The organism is Paenibacillus mangrovi (assembly GCF_022898935.1).
GTDB classification, from domain to species: Bacteria; Bacillota; Bacilli; order Paenibacillales; family Paenibacillaceae; genus Paenibacillus_AQ; species Paenibacillus_AQ mangrovi.
Genome location: NZ_JALIRP010000001.1, coordinates 64,501 through 87,386, shown reverse-complemented (window position 1 = coordinate 87,386; position 22,886 = coordinate 64,501). Strand labels below are relative to the sequence as shown.

Here is a 22,886-nt window from a genome sequence, read left to right as displayed (position 1 = left end):
CTTCCAAAAAAAAACGACGCCATACGCGGCGTCGCTTTTTGGACCTTTGTTGTTTAGTTCTCCTCCTGCCCCCCAGCAGTGACGGGCAAGACATTATCTATCAATAATCATGATTCAGTCTGGTCATTGAACCAGTCGGGAAAATGCTTCCGTAAATAGTCCAGCTTGATCTCCGTGTGACCGGAACCTCCGCCTTCATGCCCGTTAAAAGGATAGATGCTGATTACTTTGCTGCTTGTAATTCGGTTATAGGTGGCGAAATACATCTGCGGCGGACATGTTTCATCCTTTAATCCGACACTGGCTAACACCCGGCACGTGATGCGATCCGCAAGGTTCATCGTGTCAAAATAACTCAGGTTCTCCATCACGAGGTCCGTTTGCTCTGGGTGCTTGTTCAGGTATTCGGCTACCGCTGCGAAGGCGCCGTGATTGCCTTCAATTCGGCAGACGAGATTGCTGTTGCTCGGCACATCCACCATCGAGAGCACCGGCCGGTCGTCCAGAGCTGATACCGCCGTACCGAGCGCCCCGCCCTGGCTGCCGCCTTCGATCACGATTTTCGAAGCGTCGATATCCTCCTGGGCACAGGCGAAGTCGATCGCCTTCAGCGCATCCATATAAGCATATCGGTAATAATACTCCCATTTGTTATGTACGCCCTTGCTTGCCACATTCGCTGCATACCCGTGGGAATAGGAAGCGCTGTTGCCTGTCCGTCCTCCCTGGTCGCGGCAGTCTACGGACAATACGGCCATCCCCATCATGACCCAGTGCATCAGCTCGGAGGGCTTGCCCCTACTTCCGTTAAAACCGTGATAATGGATCAGGCAGGGGTACTTCTCCTTTTTCACAAATGCCGGAACGATCAGCCAGCCGTGAATTCGAGTCTCATCCATCCCATAATAAGAAATTTCGTATACCTTCGCATGGCGAGCCGGGTAATCGACCCGATCCCTGTGCGGATCAAGTGGGACCTCCTTGGCCTGCTGGATGGTGGTCTCCCAGAACTCGTCAAAATCATCCTGCTTGGTGAGAGGGGGAAGATAGCTGTACAGTTCCTTCGACACCTCGTCTATGTAACCCATCGTTTCATCCTCCTTCATAACTAGCAGTATAGCGTATATGTCTTACATTTGTACCGATTTTTGGTAGGAAAGACGTGGATGGTTATACTCATCACCGTCACCACGGTCCGGTAGGGTCTCTTATATTTACTGAGTATCAGCTTGCGGCCGGACACTTTAAAAGAGAACCGGATTTTCTATTTTCGCTTTCACTATACAGATCTGTCAGCATACCAATTCTCTGAGATGACTGTCCCGGAAAAACAAAAGCTGTTTTCTTCAAACTCGCTCACCTCTCCGCAGAATCACCAGTTCTCCAAAACTATGAATATATGAAACTATAATACTTTTAAACCATGATATTTATACTATTCCATAAAATACCACTCGTCAATATACGATTATTTTCACATTTTTAGGTTTTGTTTATCAATCGTTTTATGTAAAAAGAATATAAAATTAGTTTATGCTTGAAGTATTTTTCTTCCTTTGACATAATTTTCATATATCAAGTGGCGCAATTTAGAATCAAAAATACATACATACATGGGAGAATGGCAATGTCTCAACCAAAAAAGATTCTCATCATCGAAGACGAAAAGGATATTTCTCGAATTCTAGCAGATTACCTGATAAAGAATAACTATGAAGCAGCTGTTGCCGGAAACGGTCTGGATGGACTCACCATCCTAGAAATGCTGGAACCGGATTATATCATTCTGGATATCATGCTCCCGGATATCGATGGCGTTGAGCTCTGTCGAAAGATTAGAGAGAAGAATAATGTCCCGATCATGATCCTGAGCGCAAGAGGAAGCGATACTGATAAAGTGCTGGGTTTCGGCTTCGGGGCGGATGACTATATGACCAAGCCCTTTTCCATCACCGAGCTGCTGGCGCGTATTAACGCTCATTTCCGCAGATATGAAAGCGTCAATACGATACATCAGGATCCGGATGTGCTGCGTTTTGGGAATCTTGAAATAAATAAAAAAGCTTACATCGTCACGGTAAACGGTAACGAAGTATCCTTGTCAGCAAAGGAATTTGAACTACTCTATCATTTAGCCGCTCACAAAAACCAGGTATTCTCCAAATCCCAATTGCTGGATGCGGTCTGGGGCTATGCCAACTATGGGGACGAGAACACCGTGACTGTGTATATTAGGCGGCTGCGGGAGAAGCTTGAAGCTGACCCGTCGAATCCTGCCTATCTTAAGACAGTATGGGGCGTAGGCTATAAATTCAGCGCAAACTAACCGACAGGAGGCAAGGAGATATGTCTTTAAGGAGCTGGACCAATAAATCGCTGACCATAACGCTGCTGCTGCTTGCTGGTTTGCTAGGAGGCAGTTTATATTTGCTTTCATACAGCCTTTCGGGTAACAAGGAGGCTCCTCCCCAAAGCGTGATTCATCAGGTGCGCCTGGCCATTAATCCGCTGATGCTCTATTTGGAACAACATCATGACAACATCGGGACGACAGAAGTACAGACCGAATTAAACCGTTTAGCGACCCAGCACGAGATTGGTCTAGCCTATGTCCAATTGGATGGTACTGTTACCTTTAGTTCGGCAGCCCTTTCGCCCATCGCTCAAGATAATGTCAACCGATTTCTGCGCTACGACATGTATTCAGGTCAGCAAAGCAGCGGGCTGTTCCAGATCGCTTTTCCCGTCATCGACAAAAACTCTCAAAGTCAGGTGGGAAATGCGGTGTATTTCCTTCCAGAAGCCAAGGTCTTTCCCGCTCAATCGAATTACCGTCCTGTTCTTTCCTTCGTGATAATCGCTCTAATTGTCCTCTGCCTCGCTTTGCTGCTCATCTTTATGAAACGGACAATCCAATTTCATTTGATATCGCCTATCCTGCAGTTGAGGCTTCATGCCGAAGCCATCTTGAAGGGAAATTATGAACAACAACCGACCTATGCCAGCTTGAATGAAATGGGAGAATTGTATTCGATGTTTGATCAGATGAGGACAGAAATTATGTATTTAAGCATGCAAAGAATCCAGCAGGAAAAGGCGCAGAAAGAGCTGATCACCAACATCTCACATGAAATCAAAACACCGATCACTACCATCAAAGCCTACATTGACTCCATCCTAGAAGGGGTCTGCTCCGATACGGATACGATGTTGGAATATATCGAAATTATGCGAACTCATACCGATAAAATGGCCAGGCTCGTAGAAGATCTCCTACTTCAGACCCTGCAGGATCTGGGCCAAATTACCGTGGAACCCCGCGAGCAATACAGCCGGGATATTCTCTATAAGATTCTAAAGCCTATTGGCCACTATGTGCGCACAAACGAACTAAACTACATCGAGCCCGAAGAAATTCCGAATGTATTGATTAATATGGATGCTAACCGGATTGAACAGGTCATATCCAATCTGGTGTCCAACTCGCTGAAGCATACCTCCCCCGGCGACTCCATCCGGATTGACGTTCATCTTGAAGCCGGCATGCTGAAAGTAATCATAGCCGACACAGGCAGCGGGATACGTCCGCAGGACATGCCTTTTATTTTTGAGCGTTATTTCAGGAGAAACCCTGGCTCTGACGCGCATAGAGGCACTGGGCTTGGCCTCTCTATATGCAAGACAATTATCGAAGCGCACGGCGGGACGATCTCTTTTACAAGCAAGCACGGCGAAGGAACTACCTTCAATTTCACCCTGCCCTTATGTTAATACCATATGTAATACTTTATTAATAACTTAATAAGCCTTTTGCAACATTCAAGAGGTAAATTGAAGTAAATTCATTTCAGGGGTGAGGGTATGGAAAAGAAACCGATCATTAGAGCTAAGAATCTCAGTAAAAGTTACAACAGCGGCAGTGAGCAATTTCATGCAATCCGGAATCTGGATCTGGACATATATGAAGGAGATTTTACTGTCATTATGGGGAATTCCGGCTCAGGAAAATCTACCCTGCTGTACATGCTTAGCGGACTGGATAACGTAACCGCCGGCGAAGTTTATTTCCAGGATCAGCGTATTGATCATTATACCGAGAAAGAGTTGTCCGAATTTCGCTCAAAAAAAATAGGCTACATCTACCAGAGCATTAACCTTGTACCGGACCTTTCCATTATGGATAACATTACCTTACCCGGATATATCGCCGGACAGCGGAAATCTAATATCAAGAAGAAAGCTGACAACCTCATGAAGTCGATGGGCATCGCCGGGCAAGGGGGCCGCCTGCCCGCTCAGACCTCAGGCGGTCAGCAGCAGCGTGCAGCGATCGCCAGAGCCTTGATCAACTCACCGGACATTGTGTTCGCGGATGAACCGACAGGAAGCCTCAATTTTGAACATGGCCATGCGGTTCTTGATATCCTGACCGACATCAATCGAAATGGCCAATCAGTCGTCATGGTGACTCATGACATGAAGGCAGCTTGCAGAGCAGATCGCCTGATTTATATCCGCGACGGCAAAATTGGCGGATTCCTTGAATTTGATAAATATGATACCCATCATACGCAGGATCGGGAATCGATGATTTTTGCGTTTGTAACCGGAAAGGAGTGATCGCATGGCTGCAATATGGTCGCTTTGCTTGTCAAATATCCGGAAGAACAAAACCCAAAATTTATTTATCATCCTGCTAATCCTTCTGTCTACGCTGCTGGTCACAACTGCCACTATTATCATTGCCAATACAAGCAATATGTTCTTCGATATGCACAAGAAAACGAACGGATCACACCAAATCCTCATGCTAGAGAAAGGACTTCATGATCCGCAATTCGTGCATCAATGGTGGGAAGGCCAGGATGGCGTATCCGTCTCCAACTTGCTACCGTATCGGACATTATCGGGCATTACTTACGACAACCAGGACATTCCGAACGCATATCTGCATATGATCCAGACGCCAGAAAGTCCGTTTGTGGTGGATAAGCTTGTTTTTTCCGAGGGAACAGAAAGTCCTTCGCCAGCGAAAGGCACCGTCTGGGTTCCCACATCCCTAGCAAATGCTTACGGGATGTCTGTTGGGGATATCGTCAGCTATCATATTGGCTCCGAGCTGCTGCCGCTCAGCGTCTCAGCTGTGGTTGTCGACATTTCGTTCGGCGCACCGTTCACCAATACGTACCGAATCTGGATGAACCCGGACGACTATCAGGAGCGAATCACCTCGCTGCCTGGCCAGGATTCTTATATGATGGGACTACGATTTGACGTCTATAGCAAGAATGCTGCATATTGGACTAAATTTGAAGCTGCACTCGGCGGCCCGTTTCTTGAAACAAAGATGGAATTTGAGGCAATCTCCTCCTTCTACTTGATCATCAACCAGATTGTCGGTTTTATTATGATCTTCCTAGGTATGGTCATGATGCTGATTGCCCTGATTACAATTGGTTTTACCATTTCGGACGCCGTTCTAGCCAATTACAAAACGATCGGTATTCTCAAGTCGCTAGGACTAACCTCAAGCAACACCATTGGAACCTATGTCACTCAATACGGCTTACTGGCTCTGATCGCGGTCATTCCTGGACTTGCACTTAGCCGTATGCTGTCCAAGATCATTATTGGCATGACGGTTTCCTCTCTGAGTACCAAGAACTCGGAGATTGCTATACGGGGATTGGATGCCGCGGTACTTGTCGGCGTGTTTCTATTCGCGCTGGTAATTCTGTTTGTCGTGCTGTATGCGAGAAGAGCCCGCTTTGTACAACCTGTGCAAGCCATACGCTTTGGCATGTCCGAGACGAAAAGCAGCAAGATTGCCAAGAGAATGAATTCCGCCGGCACCAGCAAAATTGGATTTGGCAACCTGCCCGTGATGGCTGTCATCGGCATCAGAAATCTGATCAAGAACAGAAAGGGCTCTGTTCTGATGTTGATCTTGACGATGCTGGCTTCCTCTGTGCTTGTGCTTGGATTCATCGTGCTCAGCAGCATTTTCGGCATTCAGCAAACTGCCGCCCAGTGGGGTTATGATTCGGCAAACATCTCAGCCTTAGTCATTAATAAAACGACCTTCCCTCGTGAGCAGTTTGAGCAAGCCGTCGCTAACGATTCAAGAATCAAGGACTCGGGGTGGCAGGGAAATACAACGGCGATTATAACCGATGATTCAGCATCCGGGTCACTTGGAAATACAACTAACGGCGGCCATTCATTAAGCATAAATTTAAGTGTGTTAGACGGTAGCTACGATCAGATGGGCTTTGATAACGTATCCGGATATAATCCCCGTTACAAGAATGAAATCGCACTCGGCGTCAATGTAGCAAAAACATTAAACAAGACTCTGGGTGATACGGTGAATGTCTATATTGAAGGAAAAAAGCAGACGCTGCTCATCACAGGAATTTACCAGGCAATTTCTAATTCTTCCTATTCTGCGCGCGTTCCCCTGGATGCCGTAAGAGCCGTCAACCCGTCCTTTAAAGTCATGGATGTTGCGTTTATTAATGTCCATGATCTTGCTGATGCAGATACCGTCGTCACCGAACTTAATTCAGAATTCAAAGACTCGGCGTCTATTGTGACACAAAAAACACTACTGGATTCTGTCTTTACAGAAGCAGCCAACATTATGATCTACCCGCTGAGCTTCATTGGACTGTTGTTTACCATCGTGACCTTCATCATTATCTACAGCACATGCCGTATCAATATCCGCAAGGAGAGCAGAAATTACGGCATCTACAAGTCAATCGGAATGAGCTCTCAGCAGATCCGAGTGTCTATTACGCTTGGCATTGCCGCTCTTTCAGTACTGGGAGCGCTGATCGGTATCGTGATCGGCATCTATGTATTGCCTAACCTGCTTGAGAGTATTCTGGGCGGTTACGGGATAATGAAATTGCCTATTATCCTCCATTGGGGAGGAGCTGTTGTGATTGCAAGCGTGAGTGTCATCGCGGCGGCGCTTGGAGCCTGGGGAGCTTCCAAAGTGATTCAAAATGCCTCGCCGCGCATTCTTGTAGTAGAATAACGGCTCCCTGACCGTAAATAACAAGGAGCTGATGATAATGAATAAGAATATTCAGAAGTTTCTGTTGATCGTTCTGGGTTCCATGCTTGTTCTTCCTGGCTGCGGCGGCTCGCCTGGCAATAACACAAGCGACGAATCCCCAAGCTCAGCTTCCAAGTGGTATGATCAGATGCTCAGCAACAGCGTGAAAGAAGATCTGAGCGTCACCGTGGAGCAAAACATCACGGAAGCCGTGAAGATCGGTAATACCGTAGGCAATATTGAGGTATCTGCGAGTCCGGATGACAAGTTGAGTTTGAAGGCTTCACTCCAAACCTTAAACAACGACAGTCATAAATCGATTATGGAAGAAATCGTGAAGGAAGCTAGTGTCTCTGTGCGAGTAGACGGCGATCTGATGGTCGTCCTCGCCCATCCCCAAGAAGATCCGGAAATGGATTTATGGACTTGGGCCAAGAGAAAATATGGCGACTCCAAATTCAGTATCAACTATGAAGTGCAGTTACCCGCCAAAGTCACTCGCTTTGATGTATCGACAAATGTCGGCGAGATCGGATTGAGCGGATTGGATGGCGAGTACAAGGTGTTCAACAGCGTAGGTGTTATCCACATCGATGAAGCCAACATTCAGGGCAAATCCAGTTTACAATCCGAGCTTGGCAGCCTTCGACTTCAACTCGATGGGATCGCGAGTGGAAGCGTCCTGAAAGCCACCACCGATGTCGGCACTATCACAGCCAAGCTTCCCTCTGATTCTCCATACAGCTTAAACATTGCAACTGAACTGGGACGCGTCAGCGGAGCGAATAAAGGAAAAAGCGATATGAATGGCGGTGGTCCGCTGATTACCCTGACCTCCTCCGTTGGTTCTATTACGGTAGAACAATAATGCTATATTGCATGTGAATAAGAAGCCGCTCCTTCAATCGGAGCGGCTTCTTATTCACAACTCTATTAAATTGAACTTATGAGGTGGCAGGATGGAACATCGAAAGGTATCCTTGATTAGGTTCTAATCTATTTTGAAAAACCTGTCTTCAAAAATTAAGCTCTAAGATTTTTACTCTGTCGATTAAATCATTAAAGGAGCAGGCGGGTGATAAATGGGAAGGGAGTACTGACTATTTTTTGTTTTCTCGACATGGAATGGGAAACCTTACTATCAAACAGCTCCAGGAACATGGCTTCGTCGTTTCCTTAAACGAAAAAAGCTAAAGCCAATTCGATTCCATGATTTACGACATACTTCCGCAACATTGCTAATTAATTAAGGGGTCCATGCTAAAACAATCTCAAACCGATAAGGACCACTAAATCCGTCCCCAACTTGTGTTTTAGTCGGAGTCTAATAACTATAAGAGAAGCAGAAAAACCCTTGCTATGCAAGGGTTTTTCTAATATGGAGCCTAGGGGGATCGAACCCCTGACCTCATCGCTGCCAGCGATGCGCTCTCCCAGCTGAGCTAAGGCCCCTTAATATGTAGTTACTCCTTTAAAAAGAGCACTCTTATAATATAGCATAGCAGACCAACTCATGCAACACTTTTTTAGAGTCATGCCCAACAGCTTGTTGTCGTAAAATCCGCTTCCACCAGCAAAAAAAGGCGGCTGAAATTGTCACCTCTGACAACCAGTCTTCGCCTCTTCTTCGCCCACCCTGGGTACTGCAAAACCCCAATACGAAACAAAAGAGAATCTCCCCTTTGTCTAACTAAAGAAATCAGCCTGATCCGAACGCCGGAAACGGAATCATTAGTCGCTGGATCCAGGCATCGTATTTTTGGACAATAGTCCGTTAAGCTCCTTCATAAACATGTTGATATCCTTGAACTGCCTGTACACGGATGCGAAGCGCACGTAGGCTACCTCATCCACAGGGTACAGCTGCTCCATCACCAGCTCGCCGATCTGGCGGCTTTCCACTTCAGCTACTGCCGTGTTGCGCAGTGACTTCTCTACCTCGGAGACGATGGCTTCCAGCTGTTCTACGGAAACAGGGCGCTTCTCGCAGGCACGGATTAGACCGCGCAAAATTTTGTCCCGGCTGAATTCCTCGCGGCTGCCGCCCTTTTTAATGACGATCAGCGGCGTCTCCTCGACCATTTCAAATGTCGTAAAGCGCCGGCTGCATTTCTCACATTCACGTCTGCGGCGGATTGATTTATTGTCATTGGCCGGACGGGAATCCAGCACCTTGGTGCCTCCGTAATCACAGTACGGGCATTTCATGCAAACTCACTTCCTTTATCCTTCAAAATGGGCTTTAAATACTTAGAATATCCCTTGTTCAAAAGCGGCAAAGCCGCTCCCTGTAAGTCCTGTGGGAAATAGATAATATTTCCAAATAAAAATATATAAAAAAAGTTATGGAGATTCAATCTTTGAGACATAATACATTTACAAACAGCAAGGAGGTGAACATCGATGGCTCAAAACAGTTCAAACAACCTGGTTGTAACAAAAGCTACTGCAGCCCTCAACCAAATGAAATATGAAGTTGCTCAAGAGCTGGGTATCTCCATTCCACAGGACGGATACCAAGGTAACATGACTTCCTATGAGAACGGTTCGCTCGGAGGATACATCACAAAACGTCTTGTAACTCTGGCTGAACAACAACTGGCTGGTCAATTCAAATAATACATGCTTTATACCGAAGAAGTATTGAGGCAGCTCGTAAAAGCTGCTTTGATACTTCTTTTGCTGATTGATATTCAAAATTCGTCGTAAATGCGTGTATATTGATTATAATAATAGACCACCCGCTGTACATAATGCCGCGTCTCGCCAAACGGAATATCCTTTACTGATTCCAGTGTACCGTCCCAGACTCCTTTTTTAAGCCAACCATCCACCTTGCCGGGCCCCGCATTATAAGCAGCTATGACGGCAATCCGGTTTCCCTTAAACTGATTGTCCAGATAGTTGAGATACCAGGTACCAATTTCGATGCTGGCTTCAGGTTGATGCTTAATGTGATCCATCGTAACCTCCGGAAGATTAGCCTGTTCCATTGCCCACTGCGCCGTATCCGGCATCAGCTGCATCAGACCAATCGCCCCCTTCTTGGATTCCTTGCCCAGTTTAAAGTTGGATTCCACACGAATGATCGAAGTGATTAAGAAGGGATCCACGTCATACCGTTCCGACTGCTCTCTAATATTGTCTTTATAATAAATGGGATAGAACAATGCCATCCAGTTGGTGCTGAAGAAAAGCACGACGACAAAACCGATGAACAGTAGCAGCAGGACTCTCTTTTTGCGTAAAAATCCGAGCAACTTCATATATACCCTGACCGAAGCCAGAACTCATCGATTTGGCGTTTCGTCTGCTCAGCATTACCGCTGTTGTCAATGACAATATCCGCCTTCAGCTTCTTTTCTTCAATATCCATTTGCGATCCAATCCGGGCTGACGCTTCGTTTTTGGTCATTTGGTTACGGTCCATCAAGCGCTCAAGCTGAATGACCCTCGGAGTATACACCACCATAACACGTTCAAACATATGTTCAAGTCCGGATTCAAATAACAGGGGGATATCCACGACAACGAGTTTGTCAGGATTCTTTCGCTCCAGAGACTCCATTTGTTCACGAATTTCCCTGCGGATTGCCGGATGCGTAATATCATTCAAGGCCTGACGCTGAGAAGGATCCCGGAAGACAATGTCTCCCAGTTTTTTTCTGTCCAAAGTGCCGTCCGCAAGCAGCACAGCTTGTCCAAAATGGCCGACAACGGCCTCCAAAACGGGATGACCCGGGAGCATTACTTCCCGGGCAATCACATCGGCATCGACAAGCAGGGCTCCTTTGCCCACTAAGAGCGCGGACACGGTGCTTTTTCCAGTTGCTATACCTCCGGTTAACCCAATATTCATGTGCCTAACTCACCTCATAACAGCTTTATTATTCCCATGGCTATTAATAATAACGCCGGAAGTGCGGTAAAATGCCGCATCCACGATCTTGAAGCAAACCGGAAGCCGGTCCTCATGCCCATCACTAGAAAAGTACCGCTAAACAGTGCAATCACAAGGGCCGTCCAGATCGGTGAAAATCCTAGCAGTGCAGCGCCAAGTCCTGCTCCAAACGCATCCAGCGATAGCGCAATCCCAAGCCACATCGCTTCAAAGCCCGAAATACTTCCGGATTTGTCTATATCAGCGGAAGATGGGGTACGCAAAATACGTATCACAAGCCCAAGCTTACGAATTTCGAGTGAAAATACCGTTTGCTCGGACTTCGCTATTGCAGCCGGAACACCTGCCGATTTCGAAGTGTACGCTGCTTCAGCAGATCTAATCGTTGCGATTTCTTTTTCATCACGGTTTTTTTCTTTCTGAATCAGGAGCTGGATCAGAGACCAGGTACCCATAATAATCAATATAACAGCTCCGACGATGGATGCTGCTTCAGGCGACACTACTCTGGCCAGAAGCACACCTACCTGCATCGATATATAGATAATGATACCAGAGCATAATGAAATGATTACTACGGACACCGGTGAGATTTTCATCTGCCTGAGTCCATATGTAATCCCGACTCCAAAACTGTCCAAACTTAACGCAAATGCGAGCAGGAGTAGTGAAAAGACATGACTGAGCACCCCTGGTTTCCCTCCCCTTGATGAAACGGTCAATCCGGAGCCTGCCTGAAAAAGAGAGGCCCTTGACGTTCCGCTTCCCCTGAAGTTCAATTCATGACTAGTATATGGGGGGGACGAACATGGGGTGCACGCCCATGCTTTTTATTATTACTTTAACGACTGGCATACCGGACAGAAATGCGTGCCGCGGCCGCCGACAACGGATTTTTCAATCAATGTTCCGCAGTTTAGGCAGGGCTGATTTTGGCGTCCGTAAATCTTGAGCTGATGCTGGAACCTGCCCATCTCGCCTTGTCCATTCACATAGGATTTGATGGAGGATCCCCCGACTTCAACTGATTCCGACAATGTGGCCACAACCGCCTCATGCAGAGCGTGGAGCTGCTCGTCCGTCAATGTATTCGCCAGCTGTTCGGGATGAATGCCCGCTCTAAAGAGAGACTCATCCACATAGATATTCCCGATGCCGACTACATATGCCTGGTTTAGCAATACGGCTTTGATCTTTGTTTTTTTGCCCGCCAAAGCTTCTTTAAACTTCTCGAAGGTAAAACCGGGATCGAGCGGCTCAAGTCCCAGTTTGGACAGCGGAGGAACGGTAAATTCTTCTCCAGGCTTAAAAAGATGCATCGTTCCGAATTGGCGCACATCCTTGTAACGCAGCTCGGTTCCATCGGTAAAATGGAAAATAACATGCGTATGCTTCTCCACCGGATCGGAGCTATCATATACCCCGTATCGTCCTTCCATCCGCAGATGGGATACAAGGATCAGATCGTCCAGAAGTATACGCAAAAATTTCCCTCGGCGCTCCACACCTTGAATAGTATGTCCTGCCAGTATAAAAGCAAACTGATTTATATCGTCAGGGCGCTGGATAATCCGCGCCAAGTTTACGGTTACATGGTCAATCACTTTCCCTTTGACCAGAAGATTCAAAGTTCTTTTGACTGTCTCGACTTCCGGCAATTCCGGCATGATGTCTTCACCTCATCAACATTATAACGGAAGTATGCCCTCAATGGAGCATTATTTCGCTTCGTACCAATTCATACCATAGCTGACCTCCGCTTTCAGCGGCACAGACAGGGCCAGCGCCTTTTCCATCGTCTCAGGAACCAGCTTCTTCATCAGCTCCAGCTCGTCTTCCGGCACCTCAAATACAAGTTCGTCATGCACCTGAAGCAGCATGCGGCTCTTCAGTTTTTGCTCCGCGAGTGTCGCATCCATGTGGACCATGGCAAGCTTGATAATATCCGCCGCGGTTCCCTGAATCGGCGTATTCATAGCGGTACGTTCCGCGAAGGAACGAAGGTTGAAGTTGCTTGCATTGATCTCCGGCAGATAACGTCTTCTTTCCAGCAGCGTCGTTACGTACCCGTCCCGCTTCGCATCCTTTACGATGTCGTCCATATACCGGCGGACACCGCTGAACGCATCGAAATATTGGTCAATAAAACGCGCGGCTTCCTTCCGGGTAATATTCAGGTTCTGCGACAGGCCGTAATCGCTGATGCCATAGACGATACCGAAATTAACCGCCTTGGCCGAGCGGCGCATGTTCGAATCTACTTCCTCTGCGGTTACACCGAACACATCCATCGCAGTTTTCGTATGAATATCCATGTCATGCAGGAAAGCTTCCTTCAGGCCGGTGTCATCCGAAATATGCGCAAGCACGCGCAGCTCGATCTGTGAGTAGTCGGCCGCGAGAATATACCAATCTGGTTCAGATGGCACAAACACTTTACGAATTTTGCGCCCTTCCTCTAGGCGAATCGGAATATTCTGCAGGTTTGGATACTGGCTGCTCAGACGTCCTGTTGCCGCAATAGTCTGACGGTAGAATGTGTGAACTTTCCCGGTTTTAGGGGAAATCTCCTTCAGCAGACCCTCCACATAAGTCGACTGCAGCTTCGCGATCGTTCGGTACTGCAGGATCAGACGCACAATATCATGATAAGGAGCCAGTTTCTCCAGCACTTCTGCATCTGTGGAATAGCCGGTTTTCGTCTTCTTAATGACCGGCAGCCCCAGATTCACGAACAGAATCTCACCTAACTGCTTCGGCGAATTGAGATTAAATTCTGTGCCGGCGATCTCGTAAATTTCTTTGACGAGTTCATTGATCTGGGCCTCGAATTCTTTGCCGAGCTCTGTCAGATCATCCTTGTTGGCGGAGATCCCCTGCTTCTCCATATCAGCAAGAATCCGGGAGAGAGGCATTTCAAGGTCATGGAAAAGCGATGCCATTTCATTGCCTTCAAGCTCTCTTTCCTGCAGCGGAATCAGATTCAGAATCGCCGCACTCTTGGCAGCTAGATGCTTGCTGAGCACCTCGTCTTCCGGCACCTTGTACTTTGCTCCCTTGCCGAACACATCTTCATCGGCAGTGAGCGATTGGAGCCCATACTTGCCCGCAAGTGCATGTACACTCTGGTTCGAATCCGTTGGATCCAGGAGGTACGCAGCCAATTGAACGTCAAATGAAGCACCGGCAAATGCGATGCCTTTCCAATGGAGCGCCAAATCCGTACGGTGCAGATCATAACCGCGTTTTGGAATATCCTGATCCGCCAGCCATTTCCGCAGCGGCTCCGCCTCTTCGGCCTTCAGCAGCTCATACGGCACGTAATAATGCTGTTCAGAGGATGAAAATACGACTCCAATCACATCGGCATGATGAGGATTCTCCCCGTTCGTTTCCACATGCAGCGCTTCGATCGTTCCCAGCGCTTCGATCAGTTCGCCGATATGGTCAGCGTCCATGACTTCCACTTTGATCTCCTTGGCGGGAGCCTTCTCTTGTTTAGGATCGTCAGACGCGGTGCCATCGGCTTTGAAGGACAAGCGCTCCAGCAGCGATTTGAACTCCAGCTTCGCCAGCGCCGGTCCTGCCGTATCCTCCTTTAAGCCATCAAAGGCCATTTCATCGAAGGACTTGTCCAGCGGCACTTCACGGAAAATGGTAGCCAGCTTTTTGCTCAGTACGGCGTCATCGGCATGGGTCTCAATTTTTTCTTTCATTTTGCCTTTCAGCTCGCTTGTATTCGCCAGCACTTCCTCGACCGAACCGAACTGGTGAAGGAGCTTGAGCGCGGTTTTCTCACCGACGCCCGGAATGCCCGGGATATTGTCGGAAGCATCGCCCATCAGGCCTTTAAGATCGATGATCTGCAGCGGCTCAAGGCCATATCTTTCCTGGATCTGCTCAGGTGCGTAGGTCTCGATCTCCGTTACGCCCTTGCGCGTGAGGCCCACCTGTACGTGATTCGAAGCCAGTTGAAGCATATCCTTATCCCCAGTCACGACGAGAATCTCATGCCCCGCTCCCTCAGCGATCCGGGAGACGGTGCCGATAATATCATCCGCTTCATAGCCGCTAAGCTCAAACTGCGAGATGCCAAAGCCCTGTAGCAGCTCTTTCAGCAGCGGAAACTGCTCGGACAGCTCCGGCGGTGTCTTTTCCCTGCCGCCCTTGTATTCCTGATAGCCCTCGTGGCGGAACGTAATTTTCCCTGCATCAAAAGCTACCATCATATGTGTAGGTTTATGATCTTCGATAAGACGCAAAAGCATATTCGTAAATCCGTACACGGCGTTCGTGTGCAGTCCCTTGGTGTTCGTCAGTGGAGGCATCGCGAAAAATGCCCGGTAAATGATACTGTTCCCATCAATAAGAATCAGTTTGCTCATATAGCACCTTCCCTTTTTTAAACTTCTTTCCTTATATTCATGAAAAGAAAATCATCGATCGAATTTATACCTGTTCATATCTTAACACATGACACTTCGAGAAAAAAACGAAACCGGAAAACACAAAAACACCGGAATTGACTCCGATGTTTTCACTTTATTTCAAGTTCTATGGGATTATCGACATTACTGGTTTAAGTCGGGGCGCTTTCCCGTAACCAGGTAAACAGCGCTTTCCCCAATATTAGTCGCATGATCTCCGATCCGTTCAATATACCTTCCGACTAGTGTCAGCAGGAGAGCCTGCGGCAGTGAGTCAGGATTGTTTCTCATATGACCGTATAATTCCGTTAAGATTTGGCTGTACAGCTGATCGACCTGATCGTCATCCTGGGCCATTTTATAAGCAAGATCCGTATTTTCGTCCAGGTAAGAGGTGATGGCTTCTTCGATCATCACTTTCACTATGCTCGACATTTGCGGGATATCAATCAACGGCTTGATCAGCTTTTCCCCTTGCAAGCGCAAGGTCGCTTTAGCCACGTCCAATGCCAGATCCCCCATACGTTCGAGGTCACTGGAGATTTTAAATGCGACGAGTATTCTACGGAGATCCTTGGCTACAGGCTGCTGGGTGACAATAAGCCGCGAGCCGATGTCCATAATTTCTTCTTCCATCAAATTGAGCTTGGCATCCGCATGAATGATTTCCTGTGCTTTGACGCAGTCCAGCGATTTGAGGCTGGTCACCGCTCCATCAAGCGCTTCTACCACATGCTCTCCCATCTTAACCAGCAGCGAACGAAGCTGCTCCAGATCGTTATCCAATTCTTTTCTCCGAATCATGGCCGATGTTTCCCCCTATTCAATGTTTTCTTTCTCCATATCAGCCGAAACGACCGGAGATATAATCCTCTGTTCTGGCATCGCGCGGATTACTGAACAGCGTATTGGTCTCGTCCGCTTCGACGACCTCTCCGTTCAAGAAGAACACCGTACGTCCGGAAACGCGCGCTGCCTGATGCATGTTATGCGTAACCATAACGATCGTATATTTTTCCTTCAGCTCCTGCACCAGCTCTTCGATTTTCAGCGTAGAAATCGGATCAAGTGCAGATGTGGCTTCATCCATCAGCAGAATATCCGGCTCCACCGCAAGCGCGCGGGCGATGCAAAGACGCTGCTGCTGTCCACCGGACAAGCTGAGCGCTGAACGCTTCTGATAGTCCTTCACTTCTTCCCAAAGAGCAGCCTGACGCAAGCTTTCCTCTACAATCTCATCCAGCTTCTTTTTATTCTTGACTCCATGAAGACGTGGACCATAGGCAATATTGTCATAGATAGATTTCGGGAACGGATTAGGCTGCTGAAACACCATACCGACACGTTTGCGGAGCTCCTCGACAAACACATCCTTACCGTAGATCCCGCTGCCGCTGATTTTAACGGAGCCCTCGATGCGTGTGCCGGTAATCATATCGTTCATCCGGTTCAACGTGCGGAGCAGTGTGGATTTCCCGCAACCAGACGGACCAATAAAAGCGGTAACGGTCTTTTCCGGAATATCCAGATTTATATTTTTCAAGGCATGGAACTGGTCATAGTATAAGTTCAAATCTTCGATTTCGATAATATTTTCCATTTATAATCAGGTCTCCTTTTGATCAATGGGACATCCTGTATTGTCTCGTCATAGTATTACTGGACCTGCGACTCTATTAATTGTATAACTTTTATGTAAAAGCTGTGTACCACAATTGTAAACTCTGTGTAAAATGTGAAGCTGGTGTATTCCTAAAGCAAGCTTCAGGTTAACGTCCGTTCCAGTTCTTTTTTTACGCCGAGTGCCTGTTTAGCCGTATTTCTCGCCAGCTGGTGAACGGATTGTCCGGTCTTTTCCACAGATCCTACAGCCTGCTCCAGCTCGCCAAACATGCGGTTTCCTTCGGTCAGCTGCTCGGCTCCCGCTTGAATTTGACGTACCCCCGCAGCCGTTATCGTACCTGTCTCCGCTGCTAATTGACTGATCCGCTCCAGCAGAGCTGAAATATCCGCTGCAAGACGTCTGGTCTGTGAGGCCAATGATCTCACTTCAGCCGCTACAACCTGGAACCCTCTACCATGGCTCCCCGCGTGCGCGGCTTCGATCGAGGCGTTGATTGCAAGCAGGCCGCTTTGATCCGCCATTTCGGCAATACCCTGGGTGAGCGAAGAGATTCTGCCCGCATCCTCGATGAGCCGGGCAACCTGCTTTTGATTCCGGTTCATATGCTCTACGGCTTCGGCATACGAATGCCCCGCTTCGTCCAGTTTCAGCCTTCCCACCGTCGTCCATTCTTTCATGCGAAGGCACTCCTCAAGCGTAAGGCTTGCCGCTTCCGCAACTTCTCCGAGCGAATGCTCCATCCCTCTCACATGGCCGTAGTTTTCTGAAATGGTATGTTTTCTCTGATCCTCTGCCTCGGTTTGCAGCAGCCCGGACATCTTCATCAAATCCTGGACAGTCAAGACTCCAGCCAGCCTGCCTTGCTCGGTCAGAATGACGCAGTCGTAATAATGAACCTCCGGCCTTTCCAGAGCACGCTGGATCATATGAGCCGGATCCTCGCTTATCTCCATAACCAGAATTTCCTCTTGGGCAAACTTCTTGACGGAACGGTTAAAATACAATTCCGTAGCAAACCGTCCAGTCAGTTTCCGGTAGAGGGCATCCCTCATCAGAAGTCCTTCCGGGCGTAAGTCCTCACCACAAATGACGATGCACGGAATATGCGGCTGTTCCTTCATCGTTCCAAACGCTTCTCTGCAGGTGACGTTTGGATTTAGTGCGGGTACCCTACGGCTGTACTCAGCGGCAGATATTTTCTTGGCGTGTGGTGAGGGAACATTTGATACTGCTGTATTCTTTAACATAGGGTCAGTGTTCTGGTTCTTTTCAGATATAGGCTCTTGAAGATTGTTATTCGTGCTTTTCTCCATTTGCAGTGTACTCAAGACCAAACTCCCCCTCAGAACTTCTCTTTAGCCGCAGGATATCACCAAATGATTAACGGAAGATTAAACCAAGGTAAACCGATTGTAAAGTCGGAAAATGTTCATAAAAGCCAGTTCTCGTTTGCGGTAGTACTTATATCTAAAGAAAAGAAGCGCTCATCATCATGATTCCTGATGATGAACGCTTCTTTTTTTGTTAATAACGAGTTTATAACCAACGCCGCGAATGGAGTCGATATGCACGGACTCAGGATCAAGCTCGAGCTTTTTACGGAGAGAGCTGACATGAACATCCACTGTCCGCTGACCTCCGATATAATCAAAGCCCCATACGGCATTCATCAAATCATCCCTGGTCAGTACCACTCCCGGCTTGCGGGCAAGATACAGCAGCACTTCGAATTCCTTGGGTCTGAGGTTGATGCTTGTACTGCCCAGCAGCACCTCATATTTATCCGGATAAATCTCCAGCTGTCCAAGCCGGATCGCCGAATCCGAGGATTCCGCAACAACCTCCTCCTTCGTTCCCGAAACGCGGCGCAATACCGTACCAACGCGTGCTAGCAGCTCAGAGACGCCAAATGGCTTGGTGATGTAATCATCCGCGCCTAGCTTAAGTCCCTGCACCACTTCTTCTTCCGCGTTTTTGGCGGTCAGAATAATAACCGGTGTCGCAATGGCCTTTGCTCTCAGTTTGCCAAGAATATCGAATCCATTCATTCCTGGCAGCATCAAATCCAGTATGATCAAGTCGAAAGGTTCATGTACCGCACGCTCGAATCCGGATGTTCCGTGATCTTCAATGGTGACTTCATAACCTTCCTGTGTCAGATTATAAGAAAGCAACCTGGCCAATGTCGGTTCATCTTCAATAACCAGCAAACGCTGTCTCATTTGTTAAATACCCCCGTTCATAAAAACCAATGGTTTCGAATGCTGTCAAGCCCATCGTAACACCCAAATGTTAACTCTGTGTAAATATGAACAGCATCATCGCACCTTTTTTAAAATTATATTATCAATTCAAGCATAATTGTGATCCTCATGTTCATCTTAGTCCTGTAGCATCGGCAGTTCAACCGTAAATGTGGTTCCGATGCCCAGTTCACTTTCTACAGAGATTTCTCCGTGATGCTGATCTACCAAATGCTTCACGATAGACAGTCCAAGACCGGTACCCCCGGAGCTTCGGGATCGCCCTTTATCGACCCTGTAGAAACGTTCAAAAATTCGCGGCTGATCTTTTTTCGGTATCCCGATGCCTGTATCGGACACCTTGATAAGAACCTTCTCCGTCCCCTCGGCATCCTGGCAATCCTGAATGATTAGCTCCACTTTGCCGCCATCCTGCGTATAGCTTACGGCATTGGACAGAAGATTGATCAGAATTTGACGAAGCTTGTCCTCATCTGCTTCCACAAACAGCTCTTCTGGAATATTGGAATGAAGCATGATGCGTTTTTTCTTGGCCACTGTTTCGATGGTATCCATAATGGATGAGCAAAACGAAGCCAAATGAATCGGAGCGTAATCCATCGGTGAACGTTTGGATTCAATTTTGGATAAATCCAGTATATCACTGATCAAACGATTCAACCGCTCGCTCTCATCGTATATGATTTGCAGGAAGGATCTCGCGAGCTCTTCGTCTTTCACTCCGCCGCCAAGCAGCGTCTCTGCAAATCCTTTGACTGCGGCTACTGGCGTTTTAAGCTCATGAGATACATTCGCCACAAATTCACTCCGCATATTTTCCAAACGCCGGATGGCGGTGATATCCTGAAGCAGGAACAACATGCCTCTAAACGCATCGTCCTCTCCGAACATAGGCACTCCGTCCAAACGAAGGATCGTTTCCTCGGGCGTGTACACGCTTCTTTCCTCATGGATGACCTGCCGCTCCGTAATGCCGTCCTTTATCAGCCGAGTCAGCTCATAATACTGTTTAAGTTCGCTAATGGAACGTCCGTACATCTGGCCGCTGCTGACATGAAACATCCTCTCTGCCGCAGGGTTAATCAAGGCAATGCTGCCCTCTGCATCTACTAGGAGAATTCCGCTTGTCATATTGTCGAGTACGCTTTGGAGTAAATCTTCCTTATCCCGGATTGTCTGCAGCTGATTTTGCAGACTGTCCGCCATGCCGTTGATCGCCTTCCCCAGTTCCCCGATTTCATCGTTCCGGTGCATATTGACTCTGGCATCATAGTCCAGCTTGGAGATTCTTCCAGCTACCCGCGTTATTTTCTCAAGTGGAGAGGTCAGCCCAGCCGCTACTCGGTAACTGACGAACGCAGCCACGACGAACAGCACCGCTAAGCCTCCTACCATCAGCGTCCAGCCTCTACGTACGCCCTCATCGACGGAAGCCAGGCTTACTGACAATCGGATATAACCGTCAAAGTTACCGGCGGAAATGAAAGGTACCGCAACATACAGCATGTCCTCCCCTAAGGTTGAACTGTGGCGGATCGCTTGACCGTATCCTTTGTTAGCCGCTTCCACAATTTCTTCGCGTTTGCTGTGGTTATCCATATGCATCGGATCGCTCTCCGAATCCCCGATGACCGTTCCGTCTTTTTTTATAAAAGTAACCCGTGAGTCGGTAAGCGCAGCCAGCTCTTTGGATTCACGGGTATAATAAGCTACCGCGTCTTCTCCGTTCTCTGGAGGAAAATAAAAGGTCTGGCTCAGGATCTTGATTTCCCGGATCATATTGTCTTCTAGTGCGGAGATATGGGATTTTTTAAATACTTGGGCCATCGTAATGCCTGCACCCAACATAGAAATCCCGATCATGATCATTAAAATCAGAGTGAGTCTGATACGAAAGGGTCTCATTGCCGTCTTCCTTTTCACGTGTTTTCATTTCATTTTTCTTCTCTTATCCTATCTTGAAAAGACACAGATGAAAAGATTAATTTCTTTCAAAGGGTTAGATAAGAGTATAATAGCGAATTGTTAAGGCTGGATTAAAATATGTAACCAACAGCAAAAGGTTGAACAGAACCGCATCTGCCCAACCTTTTATGAAACCAGGGTACCTCTAATCACTGATCAGCCGTTTACGATCTCCCCGCCATTGACATGGATGACCTGGCCGCTCACGTAAGAAGAGTCATTGGAGGCTAGATATACAAAGGCTGGAGCCAGCTCTTCCGGCTGTCCTGGACGCTTCATCGGTTGTGTCGAACCAAACTCGCTTACCTTCTTCGCATCAAAACTCGATGGGATCAGTGGTGTCCAAATTGGCCCCGGCGCCACGGCATTTACGCGGATGCCCTTTTCAACGACATTCATCGACAGGGAACGCGTAAAGCTGACGATTGCTCCTTTGGTGGCCGAATAATCAATTAATGTTGGATTGCCTTTATAAGCTGTAATTGAAGCCGTGTTCACAATCGAGCTTCCGCTCCTCAGATGCGGCATCGCCATTTTGGTCATATGGAACATACCGAAGATATTCGTCCGGAAAGTGCGTTCCAATTGGTCTGCAGTGATATCCTCGATTTTCTGCTGCGGATGCTGCTCGGCCGCATTGTTGATCAGAATATCCAGACCGCCAAGCTCCTGTACAGACTGGTTCACGGCATTTTTGCAAAAATTCTCATCGCCGATATCCCCGGCAATCAGCAGACATTTACAGCCTTCCTGTTCCACCTGACGCTTCGTTTCCTTCGCATCTTCATGTTCGTTCAAGTAAATGATCGAAAGATCGGCGCCTTCTTTGGCAAAAGCCACTGCGACGGCACGCCCTATGCCGCTGTCACCACCCGTGATAATGACTTTCTTGCCTTTCAGTTTGCCTGCAGCCACATAGTCGCTTCGCTCATATTTCGGTAGTGGGTTCATCTCCGACTCAATTCCCGGCTGACGATTTTGATGCTGCGGTGGCAACGTTTGCTTGCTCTGTGAATTTCCTGACATGGTTCATTCTCCTTTAGGGTTACATTCCCATATTAGGATGGCGTAAAATAAATCCTTTATTCTTCTGTCAACTGTTACTACCGAAATTGGGGTAATTAAAAAAACGCCCTTCCCTTAAGACAGGGAAAGGCGCTTTATAATCCGTTCAATTAAGTTCGAGTTAGATAATGTGGTTGTATACCATGAAGAACAGCATCACAAGCACACAAATGGCAGTTAGAGCGCTCAGGGTACGGATTTTACCCGTTTCTACCGAGATGTCGCGCTTGTTTTTAATGCCTTCCATCGCAAGACGGAGCGGTTTGCCCATCATGCCGCTGATGGCTCCAATAGCTAGGAACAAGATGACGATGACGATCATCCAAGGTACTGAATAACTTCCTTGGCTCATCAAATATCCACCAGTTAGCAATTGAATCACGAGTGCGATCTGAGCGTACATATTAAGACTGCGTATGGTTGCCGCACTACCTTCTTGGGCTGGCAGAGAGAGTTTGGACACTTTGCCGACTACGAATGGCAGGATCAGATAGAAGCCCAGGGCCGCAGCGCCCACAATATGTATGAAAAACATTACCATTGCCATAAACACAATCCCTCCACGAATTCTATG

Annotated in this window: 20 protein-coding genes and 1 tRNA gene; 6 read left to right on the top strand and 15 right to left on the bottom strand. The window is 47.7% G+C overall.

Translation table 11 applies throughout. From position 1 onward, the window contains the following. Positions 1-107: 107 nt before the first annotated feature. The gene (locus MUG84_RS00440) at positions 108-1,088 is read right to left on the bottom strand and encodes an acetylxylan esterase (RefSeq protein ID WP_244717565.1); all 981 of its coding nucleotides are present in this window, start codon (positions 1,086-1,088) and stop codon (positions 108-110) included. Between the two features lie 539 nt (positions 1,089-1,627). Here MUG84_RS00440 and MUG84_RS00435 point away from each other — a divergent pair. The 5 genes from MUG84_RS00435 (at position 1,628) to MUG84_RS00415 (ending at position 7,934) form a co-directional block, all read left to right on the top strand. Further along, positions 1,628-2,326 (top strand): response regulator transcription factor, encoded by a 699-nt coding sequence (locus tag MUG84_RS00435; protein WP_244717562.1) that lies wholly within the window; start codon positions 1,628-1,630, stop codon positions 2,324-2,326. Positions 2,327-2,346: 20 nt separating this feature from the next. Next, entirely contained in the window at positions 2,347-3,771 is a 1,425-nt protein-coding gene (locus MUG84_RS00430; RefSeq protein WP_244717559.1) for a HAMP domain-containing sensor histidine kinase, read from the top strand. 90 nt (positions 3,772-3,861) lie between these two features. After that, positions 3,862-4,620, top strand: a complete 759-nt coding sequence (locus MUG84_RS00425; protein ID WP_244717556.1) for an ABC transporter ATP-binding protein — start codon at positions 3,862-3,864, stop codon at positions 4,618-4,620. Positions 4,621-4,624: 4 nt separating this feature from the next. Next, positions 4,625-7,045 carry an ABC transporter permease gene (locus MUG84_RS00420; protein ID WP_244717552.1) on the top strand — a complete coding sequence of 807 codons (2,421 nt, stop codon included), beginning with the start codon at positions 4,625-4,627 and terminating at the stop codon, positions 7,043-7,045. Between the two features lie 37 nt (positions 7,046-7,082). Then, positions 7,083-7,934 (top strand): DUF4097 family beta strand repeat-containing protein, encoded by an 852-nt coding sequence (locus tag MUG84_RS00415; protein ID WP_244717549.1) that lies wholly within the window; start codon positions 7,083-7,085, stop codon positions 7,932-7,934. A gap of 511 nt (positions 7,935-8,445) precedes the next feature. On the opposite strand, the gene MUG84_RS00410 is transcribed toward MUG84_RS00415, so the two are convergent. Both MUG84_RS00410 and nrdR read right to left on the bottom strand, forming a co-directional pair. Continuing rightward, positions 8,446-8,518, bottom strand: a tRNA-Ala gene (locus MUG84_RS00410). A 279-nt stretch (positions 8,519-8,797) separates the two neighbouring features. Then, positions 8,798-9,274 (bottom strand): transcriptional regulator NrdR, encoded by a 477-nt coding sequence (nrdR, locus tag MUG84_RS00405; protein WP_244717546.1) that lies wholly within the window; start codon positions 9,272-9,274, stop codon positions 8,798-8,800. A 195-nt stretch (positions 9,275-9,469) separates the two neighbouring features. Between nrdR and MUG84_RS00400 the strand changes: the two genes are divergently transcribed. Next, positions 9,470-9,685: an alpha/beta-type small acid-soluble spore protein gene (locus MUG84_RS00400; RefSeq protein WP_244717543.1), complete on the top strand. Its 216-nt coding sequence runs from the start codon at positions 9,470-9,472 to the stop codon at positions 9,683-9,685. A gap of 74 nt (positions 9,686-9,759) precedes the next feature. Here MUG84_RS00400 and MUG84_RS00395 read toward each other — a convergent pair whose 3' ends face one another. From MUG84_RS00395 to MUG84_RS00340, 12 genes are all read right to left on the bottom strand, one after another. Next, positions 9,760-10,326 (bottom strand): lytic transglycosylase domain-containing protein, encoded by a 567-nt coding sequence (locus tag MUG84_RS00395; RefSeq protein ID WP_425313093.1) that lies wholly within the window; start codon positions 10,324-10,326, stop codon positions 9,760-9,762. A gap of 2 nt (positions 10,327-10,328) precedes the next feature. Beyond that, positions 10,329-10,925 carry a dephospho-CoA kinase gene (gene coaE / locus MUG84_RS00390; protein ID WP_244717537.1) on the bottom strand — a complete coding sequence of 199 codons (597 nt, stop codon included), beginning with the start codon at positions 10,923-10,925 and terminating at the stop codon, positions 10,329-10,331. 14 nt (positions 10,926-10,939) lie between these two features. After that, the gene (locus MUG84_RS00385; protein WP_244717534.1) at positions 10,940-11,656 is read right to left on the bottom strand and encodes a manganese efflux pump; all 717 of its coding nucleotides are present in this window, start codon (positions 11,654-11,656) and stop codon (positions 10,940-10,942) included. Between the two features lie 147 nt (positions 11,657-11,803). Continuing rightward, positions 11,804-12,634 carry a DNA-formamidopyrimidine glycosylase gene (gene mutM / locus MUG84_RS00380; protein ID WP_244717531.1) on the bottom strand — a complete coding sequence of 277 codons (831 nt, stop codon included), beginning with the start codon at positions 12,632-12,634 and terminating at the stop codon, positions 11,804-11,806. Positions 12,635-12,685: 51 nt separating this feature from the next. Next, positions 12,686-15,352, bottom strand: a complete 2,667-nt coding sequence (gene polA / locus MUG84_RS00375) for a DNA polymerase I (protein ID WP_244717528.1) — start codon at positions 15,350-15,352, stop codon at positions 12,686-12,688. Between the two features lie 186 nt (positions 15,353-15,538). Further along, positions 15,539-16,198 (bottom strand): phosphate signaling complex protein PhoU, encoded by a 660-nt coding sequence (phoU, locus tag MUG84_RS00370; RefSeq protein ID WP_244717525.1) that lies wholly within the window; start codon positions 16,196-16,198, stop codon positions 15,539-15,541. A gap of 40 nt (positions 16,199-16,238) precedes the next feature. Further along, the gene (gene pstB / locus MUG84_RS00365; RefSeq protein WP_244717522.1) at positions 16,239-16,994 is read right to left on the bottom strand and encodes a phosphate ABC transporter ATP-binding protein PstB; all 756 of its coding nucleotides are present in this window, start codon (positions 16,992-16,994) and stop codon (positions 16,239-16,241) included. A gap of 164 nt (positions 16,995-17,158) precedes the next feature. Continuing rightward, complete coding sequence (locus MUG84_RS00360; RefSeq protein ID WP_244717519.1) at positions 17,159-18,346, bottom strand: methyl-accepting chemotaxis protein; 1,188 nt, start codon at positions 18,344-18,346, stop codon at positions 17,159-17,161. Positions 18,347-18,508: 162 nt separating this feature from the next. Further along, positions 18,509-19,240, bottom strand: a complete 732-nt coding sequence (locus tag MUG84_RS00355) for a response regulator transcription factor (RefSeq protein WP_244717516.1) — start codon at positions 19,238-19,240, stop codon at positions 18,509-18,511. A gap of 159 nt (positions 19,241-19,399) precedes the next feature. Next, a complete protein-coding gene (gene pnpS, locus MUG84_RS00350; protein ID WP_244717513.1) occupies positions 19,400-21,187 on the bottom strand; it encodes a two-component system histidine kinase PnpS in 1,788 nt (595 codons plus the stop codon). Between the two features lie 216 nt (positions 21,188-21,403). After that, positions 21,404-22,273 (bottom strand): SDR family oxidoreductase, encoded by an 870-nt coding sequence (locus tag MUG84_RS00345; RefSeq protein WP_244717509.1) that lies wholly within the window; start codon positions 22,271-22,273, stop codon positions 21,404-21,406. 160 nt (positions 22,274-22,433) lie between these two features. Continuing rightward, positions 22,434-22,859: a hypothetical protein gene (locus MUG84_RS00340; protein ID WP_244717506.1), complete on the bottom strand. Its 426-nt coding sequence runs from the start codon at positions 22,857-22,859 to the stop codon at positions 22,434-22,436. Between the last annotated feature and the right edge of the window lie 27 nt (positions 22,860-22,886).